Origin of the sequence: Halomonas sp. CnH100-B (assembly GCF_024124605.1) — a bacterium.
Lineage (GTDB): Bacteria > Pseudomonadota > Gammaproteobacteria > Pseudomonadales > Halomonadaceae > Vreelandella.
This window is the reverse complement of sequence record NZ_JAMXRX010000004.1, coordinates 507,365-529,684: the sequence shown is the minus strand read 5'-3', so window position 1 is coordinate 529,684 and position 22,320 is coordinate 507,365. Positions and strand designations below refer to the sequence as shown.

The window sequence follows — 22,320 nt, the reverse complement described above, 5'->3', positions numbered from 1 at the left end:
GACGTTTTCGCAGAAGAGAGCCTTATGATCACCGCGCAGCAACTTGTGATACTGGACCGCGATGGCGTGATTAATCACGACTCGGATGCCTATATCAAATCACTGGATGAATGGATCCCCTACCCTTCTGCCATAAGCGCGATTGCCCGCCTTACCCAGGCAGGCTTTACCGTGGCAGTGGCTACTAATCAATCCGGCATCGCCCGTGGCTACTACGATGACGCCACGCTAAGTGCCATGCACGAGCGTTTGCATACTCTGGTGGAGGCACAAGGCGGACAGATAGCACATATCGCTTACTGCCCTCACGGGCCAGACGATCAGTGTGGCTGCCGTAAACCGCTGCCCGGGCTGTTGACCGAAATACGTGACAAGCTGACGCTCTCCAATCTGACAGGCAGTTGGATGGTGGGCGATAGTCTTCGCGACCTGCAGGCGGGGGAAGTGATGGGCTGCCGTAGCGTTCTCGTGAAAACGGGTAAAGGGGAAAAGACACTCGCCAAAGGGGACGGACTGGAGCACGCACTGGTCTACGCAGACCTGGCTGCCTTTGTAGACGACCTATTATCAGAGGCCTTGGACTAACCTTTTGATGCGATTTTCACGCTGGTCCTAACCACCCATAAAAAAACCGCAGGCGAAGCGCCTGCGGTTTTTACTTTTCAATGTTTCACGTGAAACACATTGAAGAGACTTTTTAGATATCGAGGTTAGCGACGAGCGCGTTGGTTTCGATAAAGTCGCGACGCGGCTCCACTTCGTCACCCATCAGGGTGTTGAACATCATATCTGCCGCTACCGCATCTTCGATGGTAACCCGCAGCATACGACGGCTATCCGGATCCATGGTGGTTTCCCATAGCTGATCCGGGTTCATCTCACCTAGCCCTTTATAGCGCTGCACAGAGAGGCCACGCTGGCCTTCCTGCATCAGCCACGTCAGCACTTCAGAGAAGTGTGCAACGGGCTTCTGGCGCTCACCACGGGCGATATAGGCACCCTCATCCAGCAAGCCGTTGAGGGTTTCCCCTAAGCCTGCCATGGCGCGGTAATCGGCGCTTTCGAAGAAGTCCAGGCCCCACACATATTCCGTGGTGACGCCGTGGGCAATCAGCGATACCGCCGGTAGATGCAGGCCACGCTCGGTGTCTTCTTGCAGGTAGAACTGATAGCGTGGGCCGCCTTCATAGGCCACCATGTCGTCCATGGCTTTTTGCAGCTCGGCAATCCAGTTTTCCATGGTGACGCGATCTTTCAAGCTGCCCTCACCCTGCAACGCTGTCGCATTGACGGCTTGCTTGAGCACTTCGATGGGGTACACCCGTGCCAAGCGATCGATACGCTTCATCACGTTACGGTACTGATTGACCAGTGCTTCTAACTGCGACCCGGTAATGCCAGGTGCGTCTGCATTGACGTGCAGCCCTGCCCCATCCAGTGCGGTGGTGGTCAGGTAATCGATCATCGCCTGCTCATCCTTCAGATAGAGCTCTTGCTTACCGCGCTTGATTTTATAAAGCGGCGGCTGTGCGATGAAAATGTGGCCACGCTCGATGAGCTCCGGCATCTGGCGGAAAAAGAACGTCAGCAGCAGCGTTCTGATGTGCGAGCCGTCAACGTCGGCGTCGGTCATGATGATGACCGAGTGGTAGCGCAGCTTATCGGGATTGAATTCTTCCCGACCAATGCCGCACCCCAGCGCCGTAATCAGTGTCCCCACTTCGGCGGAGGAGAGCATCTTGTCGAAGCGCGCTTTTTCGACGTTCAGGATTTTACCTTTTAGCGGCAAAATGGCCTGGGTACGACGGTCACGTCCCTGCTTGGCACTTCCCCCCGCCGAATCACCCTCCACCAGGTAAAGCTCTGATTGGCTGGGATCTTTCTCTTGGCAGTCGGCCAGTTTGCCCGGCAAGCCCGCGATATCTAGCGCGCCTTTGCGACGCGTCATGTCTCTGGCTTTCCGCGCTGCCTCACGAGCACGTGCGGCGTCCAGCATCTTGTTGACGATGGCTTTGGCTTCGTTGGGTTTTTCGATCAGGTAGTCGGCGAACAAGCGCCCCATCTCCTGCTCCACCGCTGTCTTCACCTCAGACGAGACGAGCTTGTCCTTGGTTTGCGATGAGAACTTCGGATCCGGCACTTTGACGGATATGATGGCCGTCAAGCCTTCGCGCGCATCGTCACCTGACGTGTTCACTTTGGCTTTTTTCAGCAGGCCTTCCGCTTCGATATAGTGGTTGAGCGTCCGCGTTAGCGCAGCGCGGAACCCTGCCAAGTGGGTACCGCCATCCCGCTGAGGAATGTTGTTGGTGTAGCAGAAGATGTTTTCTGTAAAGGCATCGCTCCACTGCATCGCCACTTCTACTTCGACACCATCCTCGCGCACGGCATTAAAGTGGAAGACCGGGTTGAGGACAGTCTTGTTTTTATTCAGGTGGTCGACGAATGCCTTCAAGCCACCCTCATAGTGGAACAGCTCTTCTTTGCCGCTACGCTCATCCATCAGGCGAATGGCCACACCCGAGTTGAGGAAGGAGAGCTCGCGCAGGCGTTTCGCCAGAATATCGTAGTGGAATTCGATATTGGCAAACGTCGCCGGTGACGGACGAAAATGCACGCGGGTACCGCTTTTTTCCGTTTTGCCTACGACGCCTAGCGGCGCTTGCGGCACGCCGTGATGGTAAATTTGCTCGAACACTTCCCCTTGGCGCCAAATCGTCAGGCGCAGCTCTTCAGAGAGAGCATTCACCACCGATACACCCACACCGTGCAAGCCGCCCGATACTTTATAAGAGTTATCGTCGAACTTACCGCCCGCGTGGAGCACCGTCATAATGACTTCAGCCGCAGAGACACCCTCGCCTTCGTGCAGCTCGGTTGGAATCCCCCGACCATTATCGCTCACGGTTACCGATTCATCCGGGTGGATCACCACGCGAATTTCGCTACAGTGACCGGCCAAAGCTTCATCGATGGAGTTATCCACCAGCTCGAAAACCATGTGGTGCAGCCCGGTGCCGTCGTCGGTGTCACCGATGTACATGCCTGGACGCTTACGTACTGCGTCTAGCCCTTTGAGCACCTTGATGCTTGATGAATCGTAAGCCTGCTCGCTCATTGACCACTCCGTCGTGAAGTCTGTCTCGTTCCGTGTCGTCTACCCATCTGGCTGGCACTGGCTGAGCCCTTGCGCGGAGTGTTTCACGTGAAACATCTCGACGGCTGTAGAAGGCTGCCAAACGTCGCTTAGCGCGGTGGGTTCGACGCTGGTAATAAATGCTTGGCACTGCATCTCTTCGAGTAACGTACAGAACTGGCGGCGGTGATGCTCATCCAACTCTGCCGGTAAGTCGTCGATCAAATAGATACAGTGCCGCTGTGCGGTACTTTCCAGAAGCCTACCCTGAGCAAGTTTCAATGCACTCACCACGAGCTTCTGCTGGCCTCTGGAAAGCACCTCAATGGCAGGCTGTTTATTCAGCCGGATGCGCAAATCCGCACGCTGAGGGCCTTGCTGGGTAAACCCCATCTGCTGGTCCGTATCGCGGCTATCGTGCAGCACCTCTGCCAACGAGCGCTGCTTGTCCCAGCCGCGGGCATAGCGCAACGTTAATCCCGGTAGCGGCAATAGCGTCTTCAGAGTTTTATCGAACACGGGGAGAAATTCGCTGAACCATGCTTGGCGAAGCGCATCCATTTGTTCGCCCCAGAGTGCTAACTCTTGCTCCCAAACCGCTATTTCATTGGGAACTATTCTACCACGCCTGAGAAGCGCATTCCGATGTTTCACCGCACGCCGGGTCCGACGCCAAGCATCCAGAAAGTGGTGTTTCACGTGAAACACACCCCAATCCAAAAACTCACGACGCCCTGCTGGCGACCCCTCCAGCAAACGAAACGCATCTGGATTGATGAGCTGCAGCGGCATGGCCTCGACGAGTTCGGCTAACCTCACGCCCTTCTCTCCCCTCAGGCGTAGCTCCAGCTCACGCTGAGCGCGCATACGCCTCACGCCAAGGGTCACCTCGGGATCCCCTGCCAAACGGCCGTGCAGCGTCATATAGGGGGCGTCCGTTTGGATGACGTTTTTGAGCTGGCGAGTGCGAAAGGAACGCCCCATGCCGAGGATATGAATGCCCTCTAGCAGACTGGTCTTTCCGCTGCCGTTCACACCATGGATCACGTTAATACGCGATGAGGGATGAAGCGTGACCGGCGCTAAATTACGCAGCCCCTGAAAAGTGAGTTGTGTCACGCTCATCCGTCAATGCACCTTGTAAGACCGTTCAAATCGCCAGACGTGCCCTATGCGAAAACGGCGCTTCTGCAACCAGAAGCGCCGTTCTTCAACTCCCTTCCGTGCGTTACAGGCGCATCGGCATCACGACATAGAGCGCATCGCCACCGCCTGGCTCTTCCAGCAGCGCACTGCTGTTGGGGTCGGCTAGGGTCATCTGTACCCGCTCTTCGTCCAGCACGGAGAGCACATCGACCAGATAGCCCACGTTGAACCCCACTTCCATGGCGCTACCGTTGTACTCCACGGCGACGTTCTCTTCGGCCTCTTCCTGCTCGGGGTTATTGGCCATGACCTTGAGGTTGCCTTCTTCCAAGTAGAGGCGCACCCCGCGGTACTTTTCGTTGGAGAGAATGGCGGTACGCGACAGCACTTGACGAAGCTCGGCACGCTCGGCGATGAGTACTTTGTCGCCATTACGCGGCACCACGCGCTCGTAGTCCGGAAACTTGCCGTCGATCAGCTTCGACGTGAACGTGAAGTCTCCCGTATGGGCGCGTACATGGGTAGCGCCAAGCGTCAGACTAACCGGCTCGTCACTGTCATCCAAAAGACGGGACAGCTCCAAAATACCTTTACGAGGCACGATCAGCTTTTGGGATTGGCTGACCGCGACCTCGATAGGACGCGAGCACATCGCCAACCGGTGCCCGTCGGTGGCGACCGTGCGCAGCAGGTTGCTCTGAATCTCTAGCAGCATGCCGTTGAGGTAATAACGTACGTCCTGCTGAGCCATGGCAAAGGAGGTGGACTCGATCAAATGCTTTAACGTGCCACGGGGAACGCTAAGCTCCTGACTTCCGTCGGCATCTTCGATATTGGGAAACTCTGCCACAGGAAGTGTAGAAAGTGTAAAGCGCGAACGACCGCTACGTAAAACCGCACGCCCTTCTTCGACCGCCAGTTGAATGTCGGACTGATCGGGCAGCGACTTACAGATATCCATCAGCTTTCTAGCCGGCACCGTAGCAGCGCCCGCTTGGTCAACTTGGCTGGCGACCGTGCGGCCTACTAGTTCAACTTCTAGGTCCGTACCGGTCAGGGCGACCTGGTCGCCTTCTACTTGAATCAGTACGTTAGAGAGCACAGGCAGCGTTTGGCGCCGTTCTACTACGCCCGCCACCAGAGTCAGCGGGCGAAGCAGCGCCTCTCGGGAAATGGTAAATTTCATCGAAACTCCGGTTTTCTATCCTGAAAGGCCTGCCGCTTGGCAGGCGTAAACGAAAAAGGTTAACTGGTTAGCAGACGAAGAAGGTTTTTGTAATCCTCGCGAATATCCGCATTCTCTTCTTGCAACGCTTTTACTTTGCGGCAGGCATGCAGCACGGTGGTGTGATCACGGCCACCAAACGCATCGCCAATTTCTGGCAAGCTATGATTGGTGAGCTCTTTCGCCAGCGCCATCGCGACTTGTCGGGGGCGCGCTACCGAGCGTGAACGCCGCTTGGAAAGCAGATCCGCCACTTTGATTTTGTAATATTCAGCCACCGTGCGCTGAATGTTATCCACCCCCACCTGCTTATCCTGCAGCGCTAAAAGATCTTTTAACGACTCACGGATAAAATCTTGGGTGATGGTCTTACCCATGAAGTGTGAGTCAGCAATGACTTTTTTCAACGCGCCTTCCAATTCACGCACGTTAGACCGAATCTTCTGGGCAATGAAGAAGGCAGCATCGTGAGGCAGGTCCACTTTGGCCTGATCGGCCTTCTTCATCAAAATCGCTACCCGGGTCTCGAGCTCCGGCGGCTCGATGGCGACGGTGAGCCCCCAACCAAAGCGCGACTTCAGACGCTCTTCGACGCCGCTGATCTCTTTTGGGTAGCGGTCAGAGGTCAGGATCATCTGCTGACCGCCCTCTAACAGCGCATTGAACGTATGAAAGAACTCTTCCTGGGAGCGCTCTTTACCGGCAAAAAACTGAATGTCATCGATCAGGAGGGCATCGACGCTGCGGTAGAAACGCTTGAAATCGTTGATCGCATTGAGCTGTAGCGCCTTCACCATGTCGGCCACGAAGCGCTCAGAGTGGAGATAAACCACGCGAGCATTCTCCCGGCGACCTGCCAGCGCATTGCCCACAGCGTGCATCAAGTGCGTTTTACCCAAGCCGACGCCACCGTATAAAAACAGCGGGTTATAGGCACCGCCAGGATTTTCCGACACCTGGCGGGACGCCGCACGGGCCAGCTGGTTAGATTTACCTTCCACGAAAGTATCAAACGTGAAATTGGGATTCAGGCCGCTATTGTGCTTCAAGCTGCCTTCGACTTGAACCTGACGCTCATTACCGCGTCGATTGGCGGCGCTCTCTTCACGCAGTTGATCGATTTCACGCTCGTCGGCGATGTCTCCCCGGGGCGGCGTATGCACTGCAGGCGACGCTGGCTGCGCCGGTGCAGCTGACACCGGATGGCCTAGATCGCGAGGCTGAGGGGCGGGGGCTGCGGCCCGGCGGCTACCCACCGTCAAGCTGACTTTGGGAGGCTTGGAGGGCGCCAGCTCGCGCATCAGTTCACTAATACGCTTGGCGTACTTATCACTCACCCAGTCGCGCACAAAACGATTCGGCGCCAACAAGCGCAGCTCATTGGTCTCTCCTTCTTCTGCCTGCAGCGGACGTATCCAGGTATTGAACTGCTGTGAATTCAGTTCGTCCTGCAGGTAGTCCAGGCACTGTTGCCAAAGCGCGAGTGACACTCATCTCACCATCGGTTGAAAACGGCCGACCATTGTAGCGCCCAACGAGACGGTTATCCACACGGGCTAGCGGCTCTTTTTCGCCTGTGGACAACTTACCATAAGCTCTTAGGAAAACCCGGTGACGTCATGGGTACAAGCCTCTTTTTGGGCAAGATGTCTCTGCTTGGCCACACCAAATTCACAGTTTATTCGCGCGTTATTCGATGCTTATGCACAGATTTTTTATCCCTTCAAACTGTTGATAAAAATATATTAAAATGACTTATCCACAAATAGTATCCCCACTATTAATAACAGTAGGTTTTAAATAACTTCATTAGTAATAGTAGTGTGATGCATGAAAACGAGTGGTGGGCGTCAAGCCGCGCCGCTATTGCCTTTTTCACGCTTTTTATGCAAGGAAAAATTGCACCCGGCGCGGGAAGTCTCTACAATTTCCGGTCTTGAATTGAAACTCCCCGGCTAGTTCCTCACTGGACCGGGTCTTTTGGAATTCACTTTCCGTCCTAAACCACGTGGGAATAACGAGTTATGAAACGCACTTTTCAACCCAGCGTTCTCAAGCGCAAGCGCGCGCATGGCTTCCGTGCTCGTATGGCAACCAAAAACGGTCGCGCCGTGATCGCACGCCGCCGTGCCAAAGGCCGCAAGCGTCTGAGCGCCTGATCTCGGATTGCGTGTGTCGCCTCAAGGCTTTCCCCGGTGCTTACGTTTGCTAACTGCCGGGGACTTTAGTCACGTGTTTGAACAAGCCGACCTCAAAGTTCATGGCAAAGGTATGATGGCGCTAGCGCGCATGAGTACTCGGGGATACCCCCGCGTTGGACTAGTGGTCAGCAAGAAAAATGTGAAGCTCGCTGTGGATCGTAACCGCTTCAAGCGACTCGTTCGGGAATCCGTTCGCCTACGTCAGGATCACCTACCCTCTGTGGATATCGTGATATTGGCAAAACGGGGCGTACAGGATGTCGATAACGAAACGCTCACCCGCCAGCTACACGGCATGTGGAAACGGCTTCAGCGCGACGCACAGGCGGTGTCTGCACCTCCCCCGCCTCATGGCGTAACACGTGACGCTTGACGACACACCTCGCCGCTCGACCTCGGCCTGCCGCTTGGCAGGCTTTCGTGTGTCATGGGTCGAGTAAATGACACTGCGCCATTAGCATGTTCACCACCCATCGGGCAGAACCCTCATGGACGTAAAACGACTTTTATTACTGATTCCACTGGCAGTGCTTGCCTACCTTTTGGTTGTACAGTGGAATCAGGATTACGGGCAGACCACCTACGACTCGACGCCAGAGATCACCCAAAGCAGCAATGGGACTCCTGCGAGCGAGAACGCTAGTAACGATCTTTCCGTCCCCAGTACCTCCGCACCGGATAACGCCATCAGTGAAGGCGTTGGCGACGAGCAGAGCGACACCGCTAGCCGTGACTTCATTGCGGTCACCACGGATGTCCTGGATGTCCGTATCGACCCCTTCGGTGGCGATATCGTCTACGCGGCCTTACCGCAGCATAAGCTGACGCTGGATTCCGACCGCAACTACGTGCTGCTGTCGGACAACGCCACGCGCAGCTACGTCGCCCGCTCTGGCCTGCAGCTGGATGGCCAAGCAAGCCGCATCGCTTTCACGCCCGAGCGTAACGAATATCGCCTCGGCGATGACGAAGAGCAGCTCAGCGTTGACTTGACGGCCGACGTGAATGGCGTCGATGTCATCAAGCGCCTCACGTTTGATCGTGGCAGCTATGCCGTGAACGTGAGCTACTACTTGGCCAACAACACCGAAGCCCCGGTTACCGCTCGCTTCATTGGCCAATTGGCTCGCGATAACAGCCCGGATCCGTCCAGCGGTGTGGCCATGGGCATGAACTCCTATCTAGGGGCGGCCTACTCTACGCCGGAAGCACGCTACGAAAAGATCGACTTCGATACCATTCAAAGCCGTAACTTCGACAATCGCGAGGCCCAAGGGGGCTGGATCGCGATGATCCAGCACTACTTCGTATCGGCTTGGGCACCGGCTCAAAACCAGCAGAACCTCTACTACGTGACGACCGATTCTCGTGATCGTAACGTAGTGGCCTTTGCTGGCCCTACCAGCAGCGTCGCCGCCGAGGGTGAAGCTACGCTGAGCGCTACGCTCTACATGGGTCCGAAGGTTCAAGACTACCTTGAGCAAGTCGCACCGAACCTTAAGCTCACCGTGGATTACGGCTGGCTGTGGTTCATTGCCAACCCGCTGTTCTGGCTGCTGGACAAGATCCACGACATCGTCGGTAACTGGGGCTGGTCGATCGTTCTGCTGACCGTGCTGGTAAAACTGGTGCTCTTCCCGCTGTCTGCCAAGGCCTACAAGTCCATGGCGCGTATGCGAAAACTGGGCCCAGAGATGCAGCGTCTCAAAGAGATGTATGGCGACGACCGCCAGAAAATGTCTCAAGAGATGATGAAGTTCTACCAGAAAGAGAAGATCAACCCGCTGGGTGGCTGTTTGCCGATTCTGGTACAGATGCCGGTATTTATCGCCCTGTACTGGATGTTGCTGGAATCCGTCGAGCTGCGCCACGCGCCGTTCATGTTCTGGATCCAGGATCTCTCGGTGAAAGACCCCTACTTCATCCTGCCGATTCTGATGGGTATTTCGATGTTCGTTCAGCAAATGCTGAACCCGACACCGCCAGACCCCATGCAGGCGAAGATCATGAAGATGCTGCCGATCATCTTCACCTTCTTCTTCCTGTGGTTCCCGGCAGGTCTGGTCATCTACTGGGTGGTCAACAACATCATCTCGGTGGCGCAGCAGTACTTCATTACGCGCAGCATCGAGAATGACCCAAGCGTCGGCAAAGGGATGCGAACCAAGTAATCGCTCTCCTCTGCTACACCCAGACCCCCGCCTTTGCGGGGGTCTGGCGTTTTAGGGCGAACGTGCTCATCATGAGCGCCATCGCGATACACTCTCCCTTTTTCGTCTTTAGGAAGCGTCATGGCCGACCGACTCTATACCCAAGACACCATTACCGCCTTGGCAACCCCACCTGGCCGTGGCGGTGTGGGCATCATTCGCGTGTCAGGCCCCGCCTGCCGCTCGATAGCCGCTGAGATACTGGGTGATTGCCCTGCTCCCCGTTACGCCCACTACGGTCCGTTTCACGGCGCTGAGGGCACTATCGACGAGGGCATCGCGCTCCTGTTTAACGGCCCCCACTCCTTCACCGGTGAAGACGTGCTGGAGCTTCAAGGCCACGGCGGCCCCATCATTATGGATATGCTGCTTGAGCGCTGCCTACAGCTAGGCGCTCGCCTGGCCCGGCCTGGGGAGTTCTCAGAACGTGCCTTTCTCAACGACAAGCTGGATCTGGCCCAGGCAGAAGCGATTGCCGACCTGATCGATGCCACCTCCCGCTCTGCCGCTGAAAATGCCGTGCGCTCGTTACAGGGCGAGTTCTCACAGCGGGTTTCCGCCCTGGTGGAGCGGCTGATCGAACTGCGCGTTTACGTGGAAGCCGCCATCGATTTTCCTGAAGAGGAAATCGACTTTCTCGCCGATGGCCATGTCGCCACGCATCTGGAGAGTGTTCAGCAAGCGCTGGTTGGCGTTCGCAAAGCCGCTGGGCAGGGCGCTCTGCTGCGTGAAGGCATGAGCGTGGTGATCGCAGGGCGCCCCAATGCGGGCAAATCGAGCCTGTTGAACGCGCTGACCGAGCAGGATACGGCTATTGTGACGGATATCGCGGGCACCACTCGTGACGTACTGAGGGAGTACATTCACCTAGACGGCATGCCGCTGCATATCATCGATACTGCCGGGTTGCGTGATACGCCCGATGCGGTAGAGAAAATCGGTGTTGCCCGGGCATGGGAAGAGATCGAAAAGGCCGACCGAGTACTGCTCATGGTGGATGCATCCACCACAGCGGCTACCGACCCAATGAGCATCTGGCCTGAGTTTGTGGAGCGCCTCCCCGATCAAAGCAGGCTTACCCTGGTGCGTAATAAAATTGATGCCAGTGCCGAAGCGCCGGGCATTGACTTATCCACAGCCACGCCCATTGTCCGGCTGTCTGCGAAAACCGGAGAGGGTGTGGACAGTTTGAAAACGCATTTAAAAGACGTCATGGGGTTCTCTGCAACGACGGAGGGCCGCTTCTCCGCCCGCCGCCGCCACCTGGATGCCCTGGACCGCGCCATGGCTGCCCTCGATACCGGCCGCGCCCAGTTGGATGGCTACGGCGCTGGCGAGCTTCTCGCCGAAGACCTGCGAGACGCACAGCAAGCGCTGGGAGAGATCACCGGTGAATTTAGCGCCGATGATCTGCTTGGCGAAATTTTTGGTAGCTTCTGTATCGGCAAATAGCCGCTGCCACTCACTACCACTACTCGCCCACTCGCCATTTGGCGCGGTAGCGGCTGTCGCTCCCCAGCAGCGGTGTCACCTGGGACATCGCTGCAGCTAGCTGCTCATCCAGCCCCCAGGGCGGATTGATGACCACCATGCCGCTTCCATACATGCCGTGCGTGCTCTCCGCCGCGGCCCGTAACAGCAGCTCGCTGTGCCAAATCTTGCGAATGCCGCTCGCTTCAAGGCCGCTGAGCAACGTGTCATGATGCCCGGCGGGCAGCAGCGGGTACCAAATCATCACCACGGCGTGGCGCGCTTTTTCGAGGCTGTAGGCCACCGCATCGACGACCTCTTGATACTCCACTTTGCGCTCGTAACTCGGATCTATCAACACGCACAGCCGTGGCGTCGCCACCGGTAACAGCTGCTTCAAGCCAAGCAACCCATCGCCATAAATACGTCGGGCCTGTTTGGGCAGCGCTTGCCCGCTCAAATGTTCGTGCTCACCAGGGTGCAGCTCAAATAGGCGCAGTGAGTCCTGCTCACGCAGCCCCTGAGCCAGCCACCAGGGTGAACCAGGGTAGTGCGAAAGCTCTGTGGACTGTGGCTGTACGCTTTCCAGCGACGCCACCCATTTTTCAAGTAAGGGATCGCTCAACTGCTGCCGAGCCTGCCAGAGCGGTGCGACGCCTTCTCGATACTCCTTAAGCCGCTGGGTCTCTTTCGTGACCAGCGGATAGAGCCCTCTACCTGCATGGGTATCAATATATGTAATCGCTGATTTTTTACGTAATAAATAATCCCTCACTGCGTAAAGCGTTAAATGCTTATGAACATCGGCAAAGTTACCGGCGTGGTAGGCGTGTTGATACGACAGCATGGCAGCTCGCTAGCAGTTGAACGAAAAAAAGCCCGCTATGTGAGCATAGCGGGCGTTGGACGGCAATGCCGAGATTAACGCATGAGGTTACTGGCCGTTGCCGGTAGGCGTCAGGGTGATTTCGACGCGACGGTTTTGCGCACGCCCCTGCTCGGTATCGTTGCTTGCCACCGGCTGGTTAGCACCATAGCCCATGGTGTTCAACCGCATGGAGGACACGCCGTTCTGACTCAGGTAGCTACCAACCGACTGGGCACGGCGCTCTGAAAGGCGCTGGTTGTAGCTGGCATCACCGGTACTGTCCGTGTGGCCGGCAATGTTTACACGGGTATCGGTGTACTGAGTGAGGACATTCGCCACTTCGTTCAGGGCGCTGCGCGCATCCGAGGTGAGTTCGGCGGAATCGAAGCCAAACGTGACACTGCTAGGCATGTTGAGCACGATATCGTCGCCACGGCGGTCGATCTCGATACGCGATCCTTGCAGGTTATCGCGAAGCTGCTGCTCTTGACGGTCCATGTAGGCACCCACACCCGCACCGGCGGCCGCGCCAACAGCGGCACCGATCAGCGCGCGGTCGCGACGACTCGTGCTGCCGTCACCGGATAAAGCGCCCGCCGCCGCGCCAATCGCCGCACCAATACCGGTGCCCATGGCAGTGCTAGAGCGCTGCGTTTGACCGCCGTAAGGATCGGACGTCGCGCAGCCAGCCAGTAACATCGCCGCTGCCAGTGGGGTCAGTAGTCGAGAAATACGCATCACTCACTCCTTGTTTATGATTGAGATAGTACCAAATCCATCGCTGGTCACTCTTCGCTCATCAAGGCCAGCAACTCGTTCAAGAATAATAGACCTTGGGGCGATGCACGCAGCTTTTCAGGCATTTCCATTAAAAGTCCTTTTTCTTGAGCACTTTGTAAACGCGCAAGTAACCGTGCCTGTGGCTGGCCAGTGTGGGCCGTCCAATCCGCTAGGGGGACGCCCTCGGTCAGGCGCAGCGCGTTCATGGCAAACTCCAGCGGTAACTCGTTTGGCTCAATGAGCTGCTGGCCTGCTACGAAGCCACGCGGATCATTGGCACGGCGCAAGTACGCATCGGGCTGACGCGTTTTCCAACGCCGTTCGATCTGCCATTTCCCTTGGGAGTCTATGTAGGAGAGCTTTCCATGAGCACCTGCACCGATTCCCAGGTAGTCGCCAAATCGCCAGTAGTTCAGGTTATGGCGGCTCTGACATCCTGGGCGGGCATAGGCCGATATCTCGTATCGACTTAGCCCGGCTTGTTCCAGTCGCTGATGTCCTGCCTCCTGAATGTCCCAAAGCGCCTCCTCCTCTGGCAGGGGGGGCGGATGCGAGAAAAACGCCGTATTGGGCTCCAGGGTTAACTGATACCAGGAAAGATGCTCTGGATTGAGGGCAAGTGCCTGGTCGATGTCTTCCATGGCTTGCTCGGGCGTTTGCTGAGGAAGCCCGTGCATGAGATCGATATTGAGGTTATCGAATCCCGCCGCTCTGGCTTCAGCGATGGCGGTCACCGCTTCGTTGCCGGTATGAATTCGCCCCAATGCACTCAGTTGAGTGGGCCGGAAACTCTGTACGCCCAGCGACAAGCGATTGATACCAGCGTCCCGATAGCCGATGAACCGCTGCTGCTCGGTCGTGCCTGGATTGGCTTCCAGGGTGATTTCAATCGTAGGCGAAAAGGAGAGGCGTTCACGAATGCCATCGAATAACTGTCGATAAAACGTTGGCGATAGCAAACTAGGCGTACCGCCCCCAATAAAAATGGTTTGAAGGGGGCGTCCAGACGCCAGCGCCAAATCGCCGTCCAAATCACTCAGCAACGCGGCCAAGTAGGCCGCTTCGGGTAGTGCGTTGGTGCCAGGTTCGTGAGAATTGAAGTCGCAATAGGGGCACTTGCGCACACACCAAGGCGTATGAATGTAAAGCGATAGTGGCGGCAACTGTTCAGCCATGCGCCACCTTCAAAATGTCGACCAAGGCATGCAGTGCACGCCCCCGATGACTCAAGCGATTCTTCGTTTCGCTGGGGAGCTCTGCCGCGCTCATGCCCTGGTCAGGTAGCCAAAAGAGAGGATCGTAGCCAAAGCCCCCCTCACCCCGCGGATGGGCCAGCACCTCACCTTCCCAGCTACGCTGAACGATGACCGGTACCGGGTCTTCTGCATGGCGTAAATAAACCAAGACACACCAATAGCGGCCCGTACGCTGGCCTTCCGCGCACTCACTGAGTGCTGCCAGCAGTTTCTCATTGTTACGCTCGTCGCTTTTCGGCTCACCGGCATAGCGGGCGGAGTAAATGCCAGGTGCCCCATGCAACGCATCGACCTCCAGACCTGAGTCGTCGGCGAGCGCCGGTAACCCGCTTACACGACTCGCTTCACGGGCTTTTAACAGCGCATTTTCAACGAACGTTAGTCCTGTCTCTTCGACATCGTGCACACCAAACTCCGCCTGGGGGCGTACATCCAGCCCAAGGGGCGATAGCAACTGACTGAATTCTTTTAATTTTCCAGAATTTCCACTGGCTAAAACGAGCGTTTTGGCTGCATTCATAGGGGCGACCTCCTCACATGAGGCGATCAGTTTACGCCTAACAAGAACGCAGCTAAAGGCGACACATTGTTACTCAATGTATCTTTCGCTTCATGGTGAGCAACACCCTGCATAATCGATATTTTCAAAAATAAACAATAGGTTAATAACATATTCAAAATTAGAATATAAAAATAACAATTACTTTTACCATTAATATAATAACAAATCTTTACGAAATGTAGCTTATGAGCAACACTCTAGTGGTCACCTGCTCACGCTTTACTCCCATGAGGCCTCCCCAATGTCACAAGAAAAAACGCACGGCTTGGTGTACATCGTCACCGAAAAAAGCCCTCAGTCGCAGCTCTTTGCCGACTATTTACACGACCACACGGGTTGTACGGTGAGCATCCACTCACCAAGAAACCAACTGCCTGCTGCCATCCCAAGTAAGCTGCTGATCCTCATCGATAGCGACCATATTGGTGTGGACGCCTTGCCCGAATGGCAAGACAAACTTCCCGATAGTTTGGCTAAAACCTCACTGGCCGCCTTCAACATCCGCGATATGGATCATGCTCTGGAAGCTTTGTCCTGCGCACAGCTCAAGGGCGTCTTTTATCGCAACGAAAGCTTGGAGGTCATTTGCAAAGGCATTCATGCCCTGCTGGAAGGTGAGCTATGGATGTCTCGAGATTTAATGGCCCGCTTGATACTTTTTTACCGTAAGTATCAAAGCAACGCGTTTCGTCCTGCTTGTGGCTTGACCAATCGTGAAATGGAGATCATTTCATTACTCAGTGCAGGCTCTTCTAATCAACAAATTGCCGACAAACTCTTTGTGAGTGAGCACACGGTTAAATCACATCTTTACAACATCTTTAGAAAAATCAATGTGCATAACCGCATTCAAGCACTGAATTGGATTCACCAAAACTTGGGTCCGATTCTGCCTAATATCGAAACGGCACGCAGCTTACAGCGGCATCGGTAATCGCAAGGAGCCTCACGTCATGGGCAACTTATTAAAAAGAACAACGCATTACCTTCTGCTCATTGTCACTCTTTCCATGAGTGCGCTTGCGGCCATGGCGAGCGAAGAGGAAAGCACAAACGATCAACAGGAAGTGAATGCCATCAATCAGCTTTCTAGTCCTGACGGGCCAGCAATTCAAAGCCGGGCCTACCCTAGCAGCGAGTTAACGGGCGTCATGGTAGACCGCACCATCACCATGGCCGGGAAAACGTTTTATCGGGCCTTTAGCCAGCGTGCGATGGATAACATCGTGATCAACGGCGCAACCATCACCATACAAGAGCGCCCCGACGCGCGTTGGGGTAGTCAGATTTGGGTGATGGAAGGCAACCGTATGTATTTTAGAACACAGCTCTCTCCTCGAATAAGCGAAGCCGATCGTGTGGCGGGAGAAGCTGTTGAAATCGTCGAAAAAGCACTGCTTGAACGGCAAATATCCGCAGCAATGTCTTCCGACATAGATCTAGGAAAAGAGGAGATATTCTGATGAACGCTTTATTGAAACGTGGCGGTATGGCGGTGGTACTAGTCGCGATGAGCGTGACAGCGACAGCGGGAGACCTCGTCTATCAACCGCTCAACCCCTCGTTTGGTGGCGATCCTTTTATGGGTAGTTATCTACTGGGTAAAGCACAAGCTCAAGACACCAACACCGACCCGAACTCACGCCGAACGCAGCCCCTTTCTGCAACCGAGAGGCTCGTACAAAGTTTGGAAAGCCGTTTGATTTCGCAATTGATCGGAGACATCAGTAGCGGAGAACTGGATCAAGGGAGTTTCGATAGCGATGACTTTAGCGTTGTGATCGAAGACCAGGGCGGGCTCATCAACCTACGCATTGTGGATAAAGTAACGGGCGATGTCACCAATATCAGTGTGGGTGGATTATTTAACCCCTGAGCAGTGAGCAAAGGCTTATCCACCATTCATGCCACAACACAATGTACGAACGAGAGATCGCAGGGGGTCAATCATGAAAGCCATTGCTACACTGCTTGTCGTCAGCCTACTGAGTGGCTGCGCAGGCATGGTTGCCACATCAGAAAACCTTGAGGGGGCACAAGCAACGTTAACCCCTAGAGGTGCGACTTACCAAGACTTAGTATCGTTGCCACCACCGGCGGGACGCATATTCGTCTCGGTTTACGATTTCCGTGATCAGACCGGCCAATACCGCCCAGCACCGGCAAGCACTTTCTCGACGGCCGTCACCCAAGGGGCAGCGGCCATGCTAACAGGGGCCCTTGCAGATTCTGGTTGGTTCATTCCTCTTGAGCGTGTCGGGCTGCAAAACCTGCTGACGGAACGGCGTATTATCCGTGCGGAATCTGAGCGGTTTGGCCAACCGGATACTCTGCCATCACTTAGAGCGGCTTCCGTGATGCTTGAAGGGGGCATCATTGCTTACGAGTCGAATGTAAGGACAGGGGGCGCAGGCGCTGAGTATTTTGGCATCGGCGCATCGGGTCAATACCAAGTGGATCAAGTGACCGTTAATTTACGCGCCGTCGAGATCTCCACGGGTGAAATCTTGGCAAACGTTACCACCACGAAAACCATTTACTCTAAAGAACTCAGAGCAGGTGTGTATCGCTTTATCGATTTTCGACGCTTGCTAGAAGCAGAAGCGGGTATTACGACCAATGAACCGGTTCAATTGGCCGTCATGTCAGCCATCGAATCCGCCGTCATTCATTTGATTGCACGCGGAGTGGAAAACAATTTATGGAATCTTGCCCAAGGGGTTAACCTTCAAGATACCGTGCTGGGAGACTATCTTAACGCGCCTACTCCGCTGTTATAAAAAACATATAAACAAGGGAACACAAGCCCTGCTTCATGCAGGGCTTTTTTTATTGTCACCGTATTAAAAAGCTCATGCTCGCGTCATTAGCCCCACTAAGAAAAGAGACTACAAAAACATTAAAAAAGCAGACGCACATCTAAAAAAAGTTCTGATAGCGGAAACTTTGAGATGGTTCAAACTCAACACATGGAAAACAAAAGATACAAAAAGTTTCAAAAGGGTTCAGAAATGGAACATTCAAACCACCTCAATCGCTTGGGAGCACATAAGATGAACAAGATCTTCCCTGTACTTCCCTTCGCTTTGGCGAGCATGGTGAGTTTGCATGTAGCAGCTGATAATACACATGTTTACAACTCGCAAAATCGAGTTGAACAGTTTATCGAAAACAGTCGCATTTCGTCACCTGCTAACGTGAGTATTATCGAACAAATAGGAAATGATAATAGTGCCGAGGTGTCTCAATCACGCTCTTCACGATATCAAGCCAATAACTTGGCGTATATCTATCAGAATGGGAACCGGAATAACGGCGCGATCCATCAGTTGTCTGGAAATAATGTCGGCTTCATCCTTCAGTTTGGTAACGACCATAGTGCCATTATTGAACAGCGTAGTCATGGACGAGGCATTAACCATTCGTCCGTCGTTCAAACAGGATTCAATAGCGACATAACGCTTTCACAATCGGGTAGTGGCTATCGAAGTATTACCGTAGAACAGCAAGCTTTCTCTGGTAATGCAAGACCCGTCACTGTCGAGACCTACTGAGGCAACCCTCGTTGCCCAGTAATAACCAAAAGCAAGTGCGAGATAAAGGGGAAACACCATGAAAACTCAAATGACTGCTATCGCTGCCGCTATCGCTCTGGCTACTGCTTTCTCAGCCTCTGCGGACCCGCGCGATTATCAAGATTCAAGCACTACGCCGGACGCTAACAACACTGCCAACCCAGTGTTTGATGCGCAAGAAGGTATCCGCTCAGGTCTGAATGGTTTTGATCGCGATCCAACCCGTACTTCCTTGATCGTACAAACTGGTGACGATAACTTTGCTGAAACCACTCAAGGCGGTACTCAGCAATACTCTCGCGTTGGCCAAGTCGGTAACGAAAACATGTCTTCGGTCATGCAAACCGGCAGCCAGCACGAATCCATCGTTTACCAAATTGGCGATAGCAACGATGCAACTGTCAGCCAGCTCGGCGGCAACCTGAATGACTCTTTCATTCTGCAAACAGGTAATGACAACAGCGCTAGCGTACTGCAGGCCTACAACTCAGATTTCAGTGACTCCATCATCGAACAAACCGGTGACGGCAACAGCGCTGATGTCTACCAAGCCTTCAGCACTGACGAAACCTGGAGCTTCGTGAGCCAAAACGGTAATGACAACGAAGCCACCGTCGCGCAAGTCAACGCCGACCTGAGCGCTTCCTACATCTATCAAAGCGGTGATGGCCACTCAGCGGCTGTGGGTCAATATGGTAAAGAGAACGTCTCTACCATCCGCCAAAACGCAAGCGCTGCCGTCGCGAATCACCTGCAAGTGGGCAACGGCAACTCCGCTATCTCTACTCAGTGGTAAGCACTGCCTCCCTCTTCCAACCGCCCCCACGGGGGCGGTTTTTTTATGCCTTAACGCACCACCACCGTCAGCGTGCCGCCCTTGCCTTGGGTTGAGGAGCGCGAGCGGTTGCTGCCTTTGACGATATCGACCTCTAGCCGCTCGTCGTCACTCAACAACTTGACCGTTCCTTCTAGGATGTCGCCTTCGAAGGTGAATTCTGCAGGCACCGTGCCGTGAGTTTCAGGGTGTTCAACGGTGTCGCCATTGTGGGTAATGCGCCACTCGGCGGAAAACTCAGCGCCGGGGGAGCCGCTCATGGTGATGTGGATCTGGGTCATATCCTGCTCCTGTGCGGCTAGCCCTGTTAAGGGAAAGCCAAAGGTGAGCACGGCGGTAAACAGAGCACCGTGTAAACGTAAAGCCTGCCAAGCCGATGGTTGTTTCATGGTTAGCTACCTCATTAACCACAAGAGCCGCTCAACATGAGCGGCTCTTGCAGTGTAGCAGGCGTTCTAATTACCAGTTACCCAGTGTTACATAACAGCAAAGGCTTTCTCTGCGGCATCCAGTGTAAGCTGGATATCCTCAGGCGTATGGGCACTGGACATGAAGCCGGCTTCATAGGCAGAAGGCGCAAGATACACGCCGTGATCCAGCATCGCACCAAAGAAGCGACGGAAAGCATCGGGATTACACGCCGTGGCTTGAGCAAAGTTATCCACACGGGACTGTGAGGTGAAGAACACGCCGAACATGCCCCCTGCAGACTGCGTCATCATCGGCACTCGCGCCGCATTGGCGCGCTCTTGCAGGCCGTTACACAGCGTTTGTACGCGCTGGCTCAAGGCATCGTGGAAGCCCGGTACCTGTAGCTTGGTGAGTAGCGCCACCCCGGCGGCCATGGCCAGCGGGTTACCCGACAGGGTGCCCGCCTGATATACCGGCCCCAGCGGAGAGATGTTTTGCATAATGTCGCGCTTGCCGCCAAACGCGCCGACTGGCATACCACCACCGACGATCTTACCCAAACAGGTCAAATCCGGCGTGACACCGTAGTAAGCCTGGGCACCGCCCAATGCTACGCGGAACCCCGTCATCACCTCGTCAAAAATCAGAATGCTTCCGTACTCGTTACAAACGTGGCGCAGGGTTTCCAAGAAACCTGGCTGAGGCGGAATACAGTTCATATTACCCGCCACCGGCTCGACGATAATGCAAGCAATCTGCTCACCGATCTCTGCAAAGCACGCTTCCACCCCTTCCGGGTCGTTGTAGGAGAGCGTGATGGTGTGCTCGGCCAGCGAGGCCGGTACACCCGGAGAGCTGGGCTCGCCGTGGGTCAAGGCACCGGAGCCCGCTTTTACCAGCAGGGAATCCGAGTGGCCGTGGTAGTTACCCTCGAATTTAACGATCTTATCGCGCCCCGTGGTGCCCCGCGCCAGCCGAATCGCTGACATGGTAGCCTCGGTGCCCGAGCTGGTCATGCGCACCATTTCCATGGAGGGAATCATGTCGCAGATCAGGTCTGCCATGGTGGTTTCCACGGCGGTGGGGGTACCGAACGAGAGCCCGTTATCCAACCGCGCACGCACGGCTGCCAGCACGTCTTGATCGGCGTGACCGGTGATCATTGGCCCCCAGGAACCAATGTAATCGACGTAGCGGTTGCCCTCCACATCAAAGAGGTAGGCGCCCTGCGCACGCTCCATGAAGACCGGCGGGCGGTGCAACCCTTTGAAGGCTCGCACGGGAGAGTTCACGCCCCCAGGAATATGGCGACTCGCGAGGTCAAACAGTTCAGCAGATGTGGTCATGGCATCCTCTATATAAATGACTTACTACCAATGAGATCAAAAGCGCACGGGGCGTGGCAAGCGATTCGGCAAGCACTGCCCGCTCGGGGGCTGGTAGCCGTGAGACAAGCTCTCCCAGGTAAAGTGCTGCGCCTGTTCGCACGCCGTTGGTAAGCGCTCACCTACCGCTAGGCGCGCTGTCAAGGCTGCCGCGAGCGTGCAGCCGGAACCATGAAATACTTCCGGCAGCCGCGGCCATTGCCACTGGCGAGTGGTGTCGGGCGAATGCAGTGTATGCACCACTTGCTGTGCCGTACCGGGTAATGGGTCATCCGTTGCCGTCACCAGCACCGCTTGGCAACCCTGAGACAGTAGTGACACCGCACGGGCGGTATCGTCATAAGGCTCATGGATCTCAGGCGTCAGCGCCGCTAGCTCAAAGCGGTTAGGGGTTAAGATATCCACAAGCGGTAGCAGCCGATCACGGTAGAGCGACTGCAAAGCAGCTGTGGATAACATAGTGCCTCCCCCGGCTTTGAGAACCGGGTCGGCAACCACGGGTACCCCAGGAAAACGGCGAATGATCTGCTCCGCAGCGCGTAGCGTAGCTTCATCCGCCAGCAGGCCGAGCTTGATCGCGGCAACCTGCATATCACCGACGGCTTCGGCCATTTGCCGCATGGCACCAGGGTCGGCGGGCATCACCCTAGAGACGTTATGGCAGTTCTGCACGGTCATCGCCGTGGGGATCGTCACCGCCCAACCGCCGCAGGCGGCAATGGCTTCGCTGTCGGCGATCAGTCCGGCACCGCCCGTGGGGTCATGGCCCGCTAACACTAAAACGACGGGGGGAAGGGGTTGGCGCATCAAAAGGGCTTCACAACCGCCAGGAGAATAATCGCGACCAACGCAATCACAGGGGCTTCATTGAACCAGCGAAAGAATACGTGACTCTTGGTGCAGCGCGACTGGTCAAACTGTTTCAGATAGATCAGGCAAACGTGGTGGTAGGCAATCAACAGCACGACCAGCGTGAGCTTAACGTGCATCCAGCCCTGGCTAAACCACGCGGGCACCAAATAGAGCATCCAACCACCAAAGATCAGCACCAGGATCATCGATGGCGTCATGATGCCGCGATAGAGCTTACGCTCCATGGTTTTGAAGTACGTGATTGCTTGCTCATCGCCTTTGTCCCGGGCCATGGCGTGGTACACGTAAAGTCTTGGCAGGTAGAACAGTGCGGCAAACCAAGTCACAACGGCCATCAAATGAATGGCCTTTACCCATTCGTACATGGTCTCTCCTTAGGCGGTGGGC

Annotated in this window: 23 protein-coding genes; 11 read left to right on the top strand and 12 right to left on the bottom strand. The window is 55.3% G+C overall.

Features of this window, described 5'->3' with window-relative positions; all coding sequences use genetic code 11:
• Positions 1-24 precede the first annotated feature (24 nt).
• Positions 25-585, top strand: coding sequence for a D-glycero-beta-D-manno-heptose 1,7-bisphosphate 7-phosphatase (gmhB, locus tag NH398_RS12125; protein ID WP_253018757.1), 561 nt, complete (start codon positions 25-27; stop codon positions 583-585).
• 112 nt (positions 586-697) lie between these two features.
• Here the strand turns inward: gmhB and gyrB are convergent, their stop codons facing one another.
• The 4 genes from gyrB to dnaA form a co-directional block, all read right to left on the bottom strand.
• Positions 698-3,118, bottom strand: a complete 2,421-nt coding sequence (gyrB, locus tag NH398_RS12120) for a DNA topoisomerase (ATP-hydrolyzing) subunit B (protein ID WP_159340521.1) — start codon at positions 3,116-3,118, stop codon at positions 698-700.
• A gap of 39 nt (positions 3,119-3,157) precedes the next feature.
• Positions 3,158-4,261: a DNA replication/repair protein RecF gene (recF, locus tag NH398_RS12115; protein ID WP_253018756.1), complete on the bottom strand. Its 1,104-nt coding sequence runs from the start codon at positions 4,259-4,261 to the stop codon at positions 3,158-3,160.
• 103 nt (positions 4,262-4,364) lie between these two features.
• Positions 4,365-5,468 carry a DNA polymerase III subunit beta gene (gene dnaN / locus NH398_RS12110; protein WP_253018755.1) on the bottom strand — a complete coding sequence of 368 codons (1,104 nt, stop codon included), beginning with the start codon at positions 5,466-5,468 and terminating at the stop codon, positions 4,365-4,367.
• Positions 5,469-5,527: 59 nt separating this feature from the next.
• Complete coding sequence (gene dnaA / locus NH398_RS12105) at positions 5,528-6,997, bottom strand: chromosomal replication initiator protein DnaA (RefSeq protein ID WP_159340518.1); 1,470 nt, start codon at positions 6,995-6,997, stop codon at positions 5,528-5,530.
• A 534-nt stretch (positions 6,998-7,531) separates the two neighbouring features.
• Between dnaA and rpmH the strand changes: the two genes are divergently transcribed.
• The 4 genes from rpmH to mnmE all read left to right on the top strand — a co-directional run bounded on the left by rpmH (position 7,532) and on the right by mnmE (position 11,370).
• A complete protein-coding gene (gene rpmH, locus NH398_RS12100) occupies positions 7,532-7,666 on the top strand; it encodes a 50S ribosomal protein L34 (RefSeq protein WP_009723348.1) in 135 nt (44 codons plus the stop codon).
• A gap of 13 nt (positions 7,667-7,679) precedes the next feature.
• A complete protein-coding gene (gene rnpA, locus NH398_RS12095; RefSeq protein ID WP_159343663.1) occupies positions 7,680-8,081 on the top strand; it encodes a ribonuclease P protein component in 402 nt (133 codons plus the stop codon).
• A gap of 115 nt (positions 8,082-8,196) precedes the next feature.
• The gene (gene yidC, locus NH398_RS12090; RefSeq protein ID WP_159343662.1) at positions 8,197-9,879 is read left to right on the top strand and encodes a membrane protein insertase YidC; all 1,683 of its coding nucleotides are present in this window, start codon (positions 8,197-8,199) and stop codon (positions 9,877-9,879) included.
• A gap of 120 nt (positions 9,880-9,999) precedes the next feature.
• A complete protein-coding gene (gene mnmE, locus NH398_RS12085) occupies positions 10,000-11,370 on the top strand; it encodes a tRNA uridine-5-carboxymethylaminomethyl(34) synthesis GTPase MnmE (RefSeq protein WP_253018754.1) in 1,371 nt (456 codons plus the stop codon).
• Between the two features lie 19 nt (positions 11,371-11,389).
• Here the strand turns inward: mnmE and rlmJ are convergent, their stop codons facing one another.
• From rlmJ to rdgB, 4 genes are all read right to left on the bottom strand, one after another.
• A complete protein-coding gene (gene rlmJ / locus NH398_RS12080) occupies positions 11,390-12,235 on the bottom strand; it encodes a 23S rRNA (adenine(2030)-N(6))-methyltransferase RlmJ (protein ID WP_253018753.1) in 846 nt (281 codons plus the stop codon).
• A gap of 87 nt (positions 12,236-12,322) precedes the next feature.
• Positions 12,323-12,994 (bottom strand): OmpA family protein, encoded by a 672-nt coding sequence (locus NH398_RS12075; RefSeq protein ID WP_159343659.1) that lies wholly within the window; start codon positions 12,992-12,994, stop codon positions 12,323-12,325.
• 47 nt (positions 12,995-13,041) lie between these two features.
• The gene (gene hemW / locus NH398_RS12070; protein WP_159343658.1) at positions 13,042-14,211 is read right to left on the bottom strand and encodes a radical SAM family heme chaperone HemW; all 1,170 of its coding nucleotides are present in this window, start codon (positions 14,209-14,211) and stop codon (positions 13,042-13,044) included.
• The gene (gene rdgB, locus NH398_RS12065; protein WP_253018752.1) at positions 14,204-14,812 is read right to left on the bottom strand and encodes an RdgB/HAM1 family non-canonical purine NTP pyrophosphatase; all 609 of its coding nucleotides are present in this window, start codon (positions 14,810-14,812) and stop codon (positions 14,204-14,206) included. Before rdgB ends, hemW begins: the two co-directional genes overlap by 8 nt.
• Positions 14,813-15,095: 283 nt before the next feature.
• On the opposite strand from rdgB, the gene NH398_RS12060 reads away from it, so the two are divergent.
• The 6 genes from NH398_RS12060 to NH398_RS12035 all read left to right on the top strand — a co-directional run bounded on the left by NH398_RS12060 (position 15,096) and on the right by NH398_RS12035 (position 19,225).
• Positions 15,096-15,788, top strand: a complete 693-nt coding sequence (locus tag NH398_RS12060) for a LuxR C-terminal-related transcriptional regulator (RefSeq protein ID WP_253018751.1) — start codon at positions 15,096-15,098, stop codon at positions 15,786-15,788.
• 19 nt (positions 15,789-15,807) lie between these two features.
• Positions 15,808-16,317 (top strand): curli production assembly/transport protein CsgE, encoded by a 510-nt coding sequence (locus NH398_RS12055; RefSeq protein WP_253018750.1) that lies wholly within the window; start codon positions 15,808-15,810, stop codon positions 16,315-16,317.
• Entirely contained in the window at positions 16,317-16,730 is a 414-nt protein-coding gene (locus NH398_RS12050; RefSeq protein ID WP_253018749.1) for a curli assembly protein CsgF, read from the top strand. Before NH398_RS12055 ends, NH398_RS12050 begins: the two co-directional genes overlap by 1 nt.
• Before the next feature lie 73 nt (positions 16,731-16,803).
• Entirely contained in the window at positions 16,804-17,634 is an 831-nt protein-coding gene (locus tag NH398_RS12045) for a CsgG/HfaB family protein (RefSeq protein ID WP_253018748.1), read from the top strand.
• A 273-nt stretch (positions 17,635-17,907) separates the two neighbouring features.
• Complete coding sequence (locus NH398_RS12040) at positions 17,908-18,408, top strand: hypothetical protein (RefSeq protein ID WP_253018747.1); 501 nt, start codon at positions 17,908-17,910, stop codon at positions 18,406-18,408.
• Between the two features lie 58 nt (positions 18,409-18,466).
• Entirely contained in the window at positions 18,467-19,225 is a 759-nt protein-coding gene (locus NH398_RS12035) for a hypothetical protein (protein ID WP_253018746.1), read from the top strand.
• Between the two features lie 50 nt (positions 19,226-19,275).
• On the opposite strand, the gene NH398_RS12030 is transcribed toward NH398_RS12035, so the two are convergent.
• From NH398_RS12030 to hemJ, 4 genes are all read right to left on the bottom strand, one after another.
• Positions 19,276-19,653: a hypothetical protein gene (locus NH398_RS12030; RefSeq protein WP_253018745.1), complete on the bottom strand. Its 378-nt coding sequence runs from the start codon at positions 19,651-19,653 to the stop codon at positions 19,276-19,278.
• A gap of 87 nt (positions 19,654-19,740) precedes the next feature.
• Positions 19,741-21,021, bottom strand: a complete 1,281-nt coding sequence (hemL, locus tag NH398_RS12025) for a glutamate-1-semialdehyde 2,1-aminomutase (RefSeq protein ID WP_058577319.1) — start codon at positions 21,019-21,021, stop codon at positions 19,741-19,743.
• A 36-nt stretch (positions 21,022-21,057) separates the two neighbouring features.
• Positions 21,058-21,867, bottom strand: coding sequence for a hydroxymethylpyrimidine/phosphomethylpyrimidine kinase (locus NH398_RS12020; RefSeq protein ID WP_253018744.1), 810 nt, complete (start codon positions 21,865-21,867; stop codon positions 21,058-21,060).
• A complete protein-coding gene (hemJ, locus tag NH398_RS12015; RefSeq protein WP_159343651.1) occupies positions 21,867-22,298 on the bottom strand; it encodes a protoporphyrinogen oxidase HemJ in 432 nt (143 codons plus the stop codon). The genes NH398_RS12020 and hemJ overlap by 1 nt, the downstream gene beginning before the upstream one ends.
• Positions 22,299-22,320: the final 22 nt, after the last annotated feature.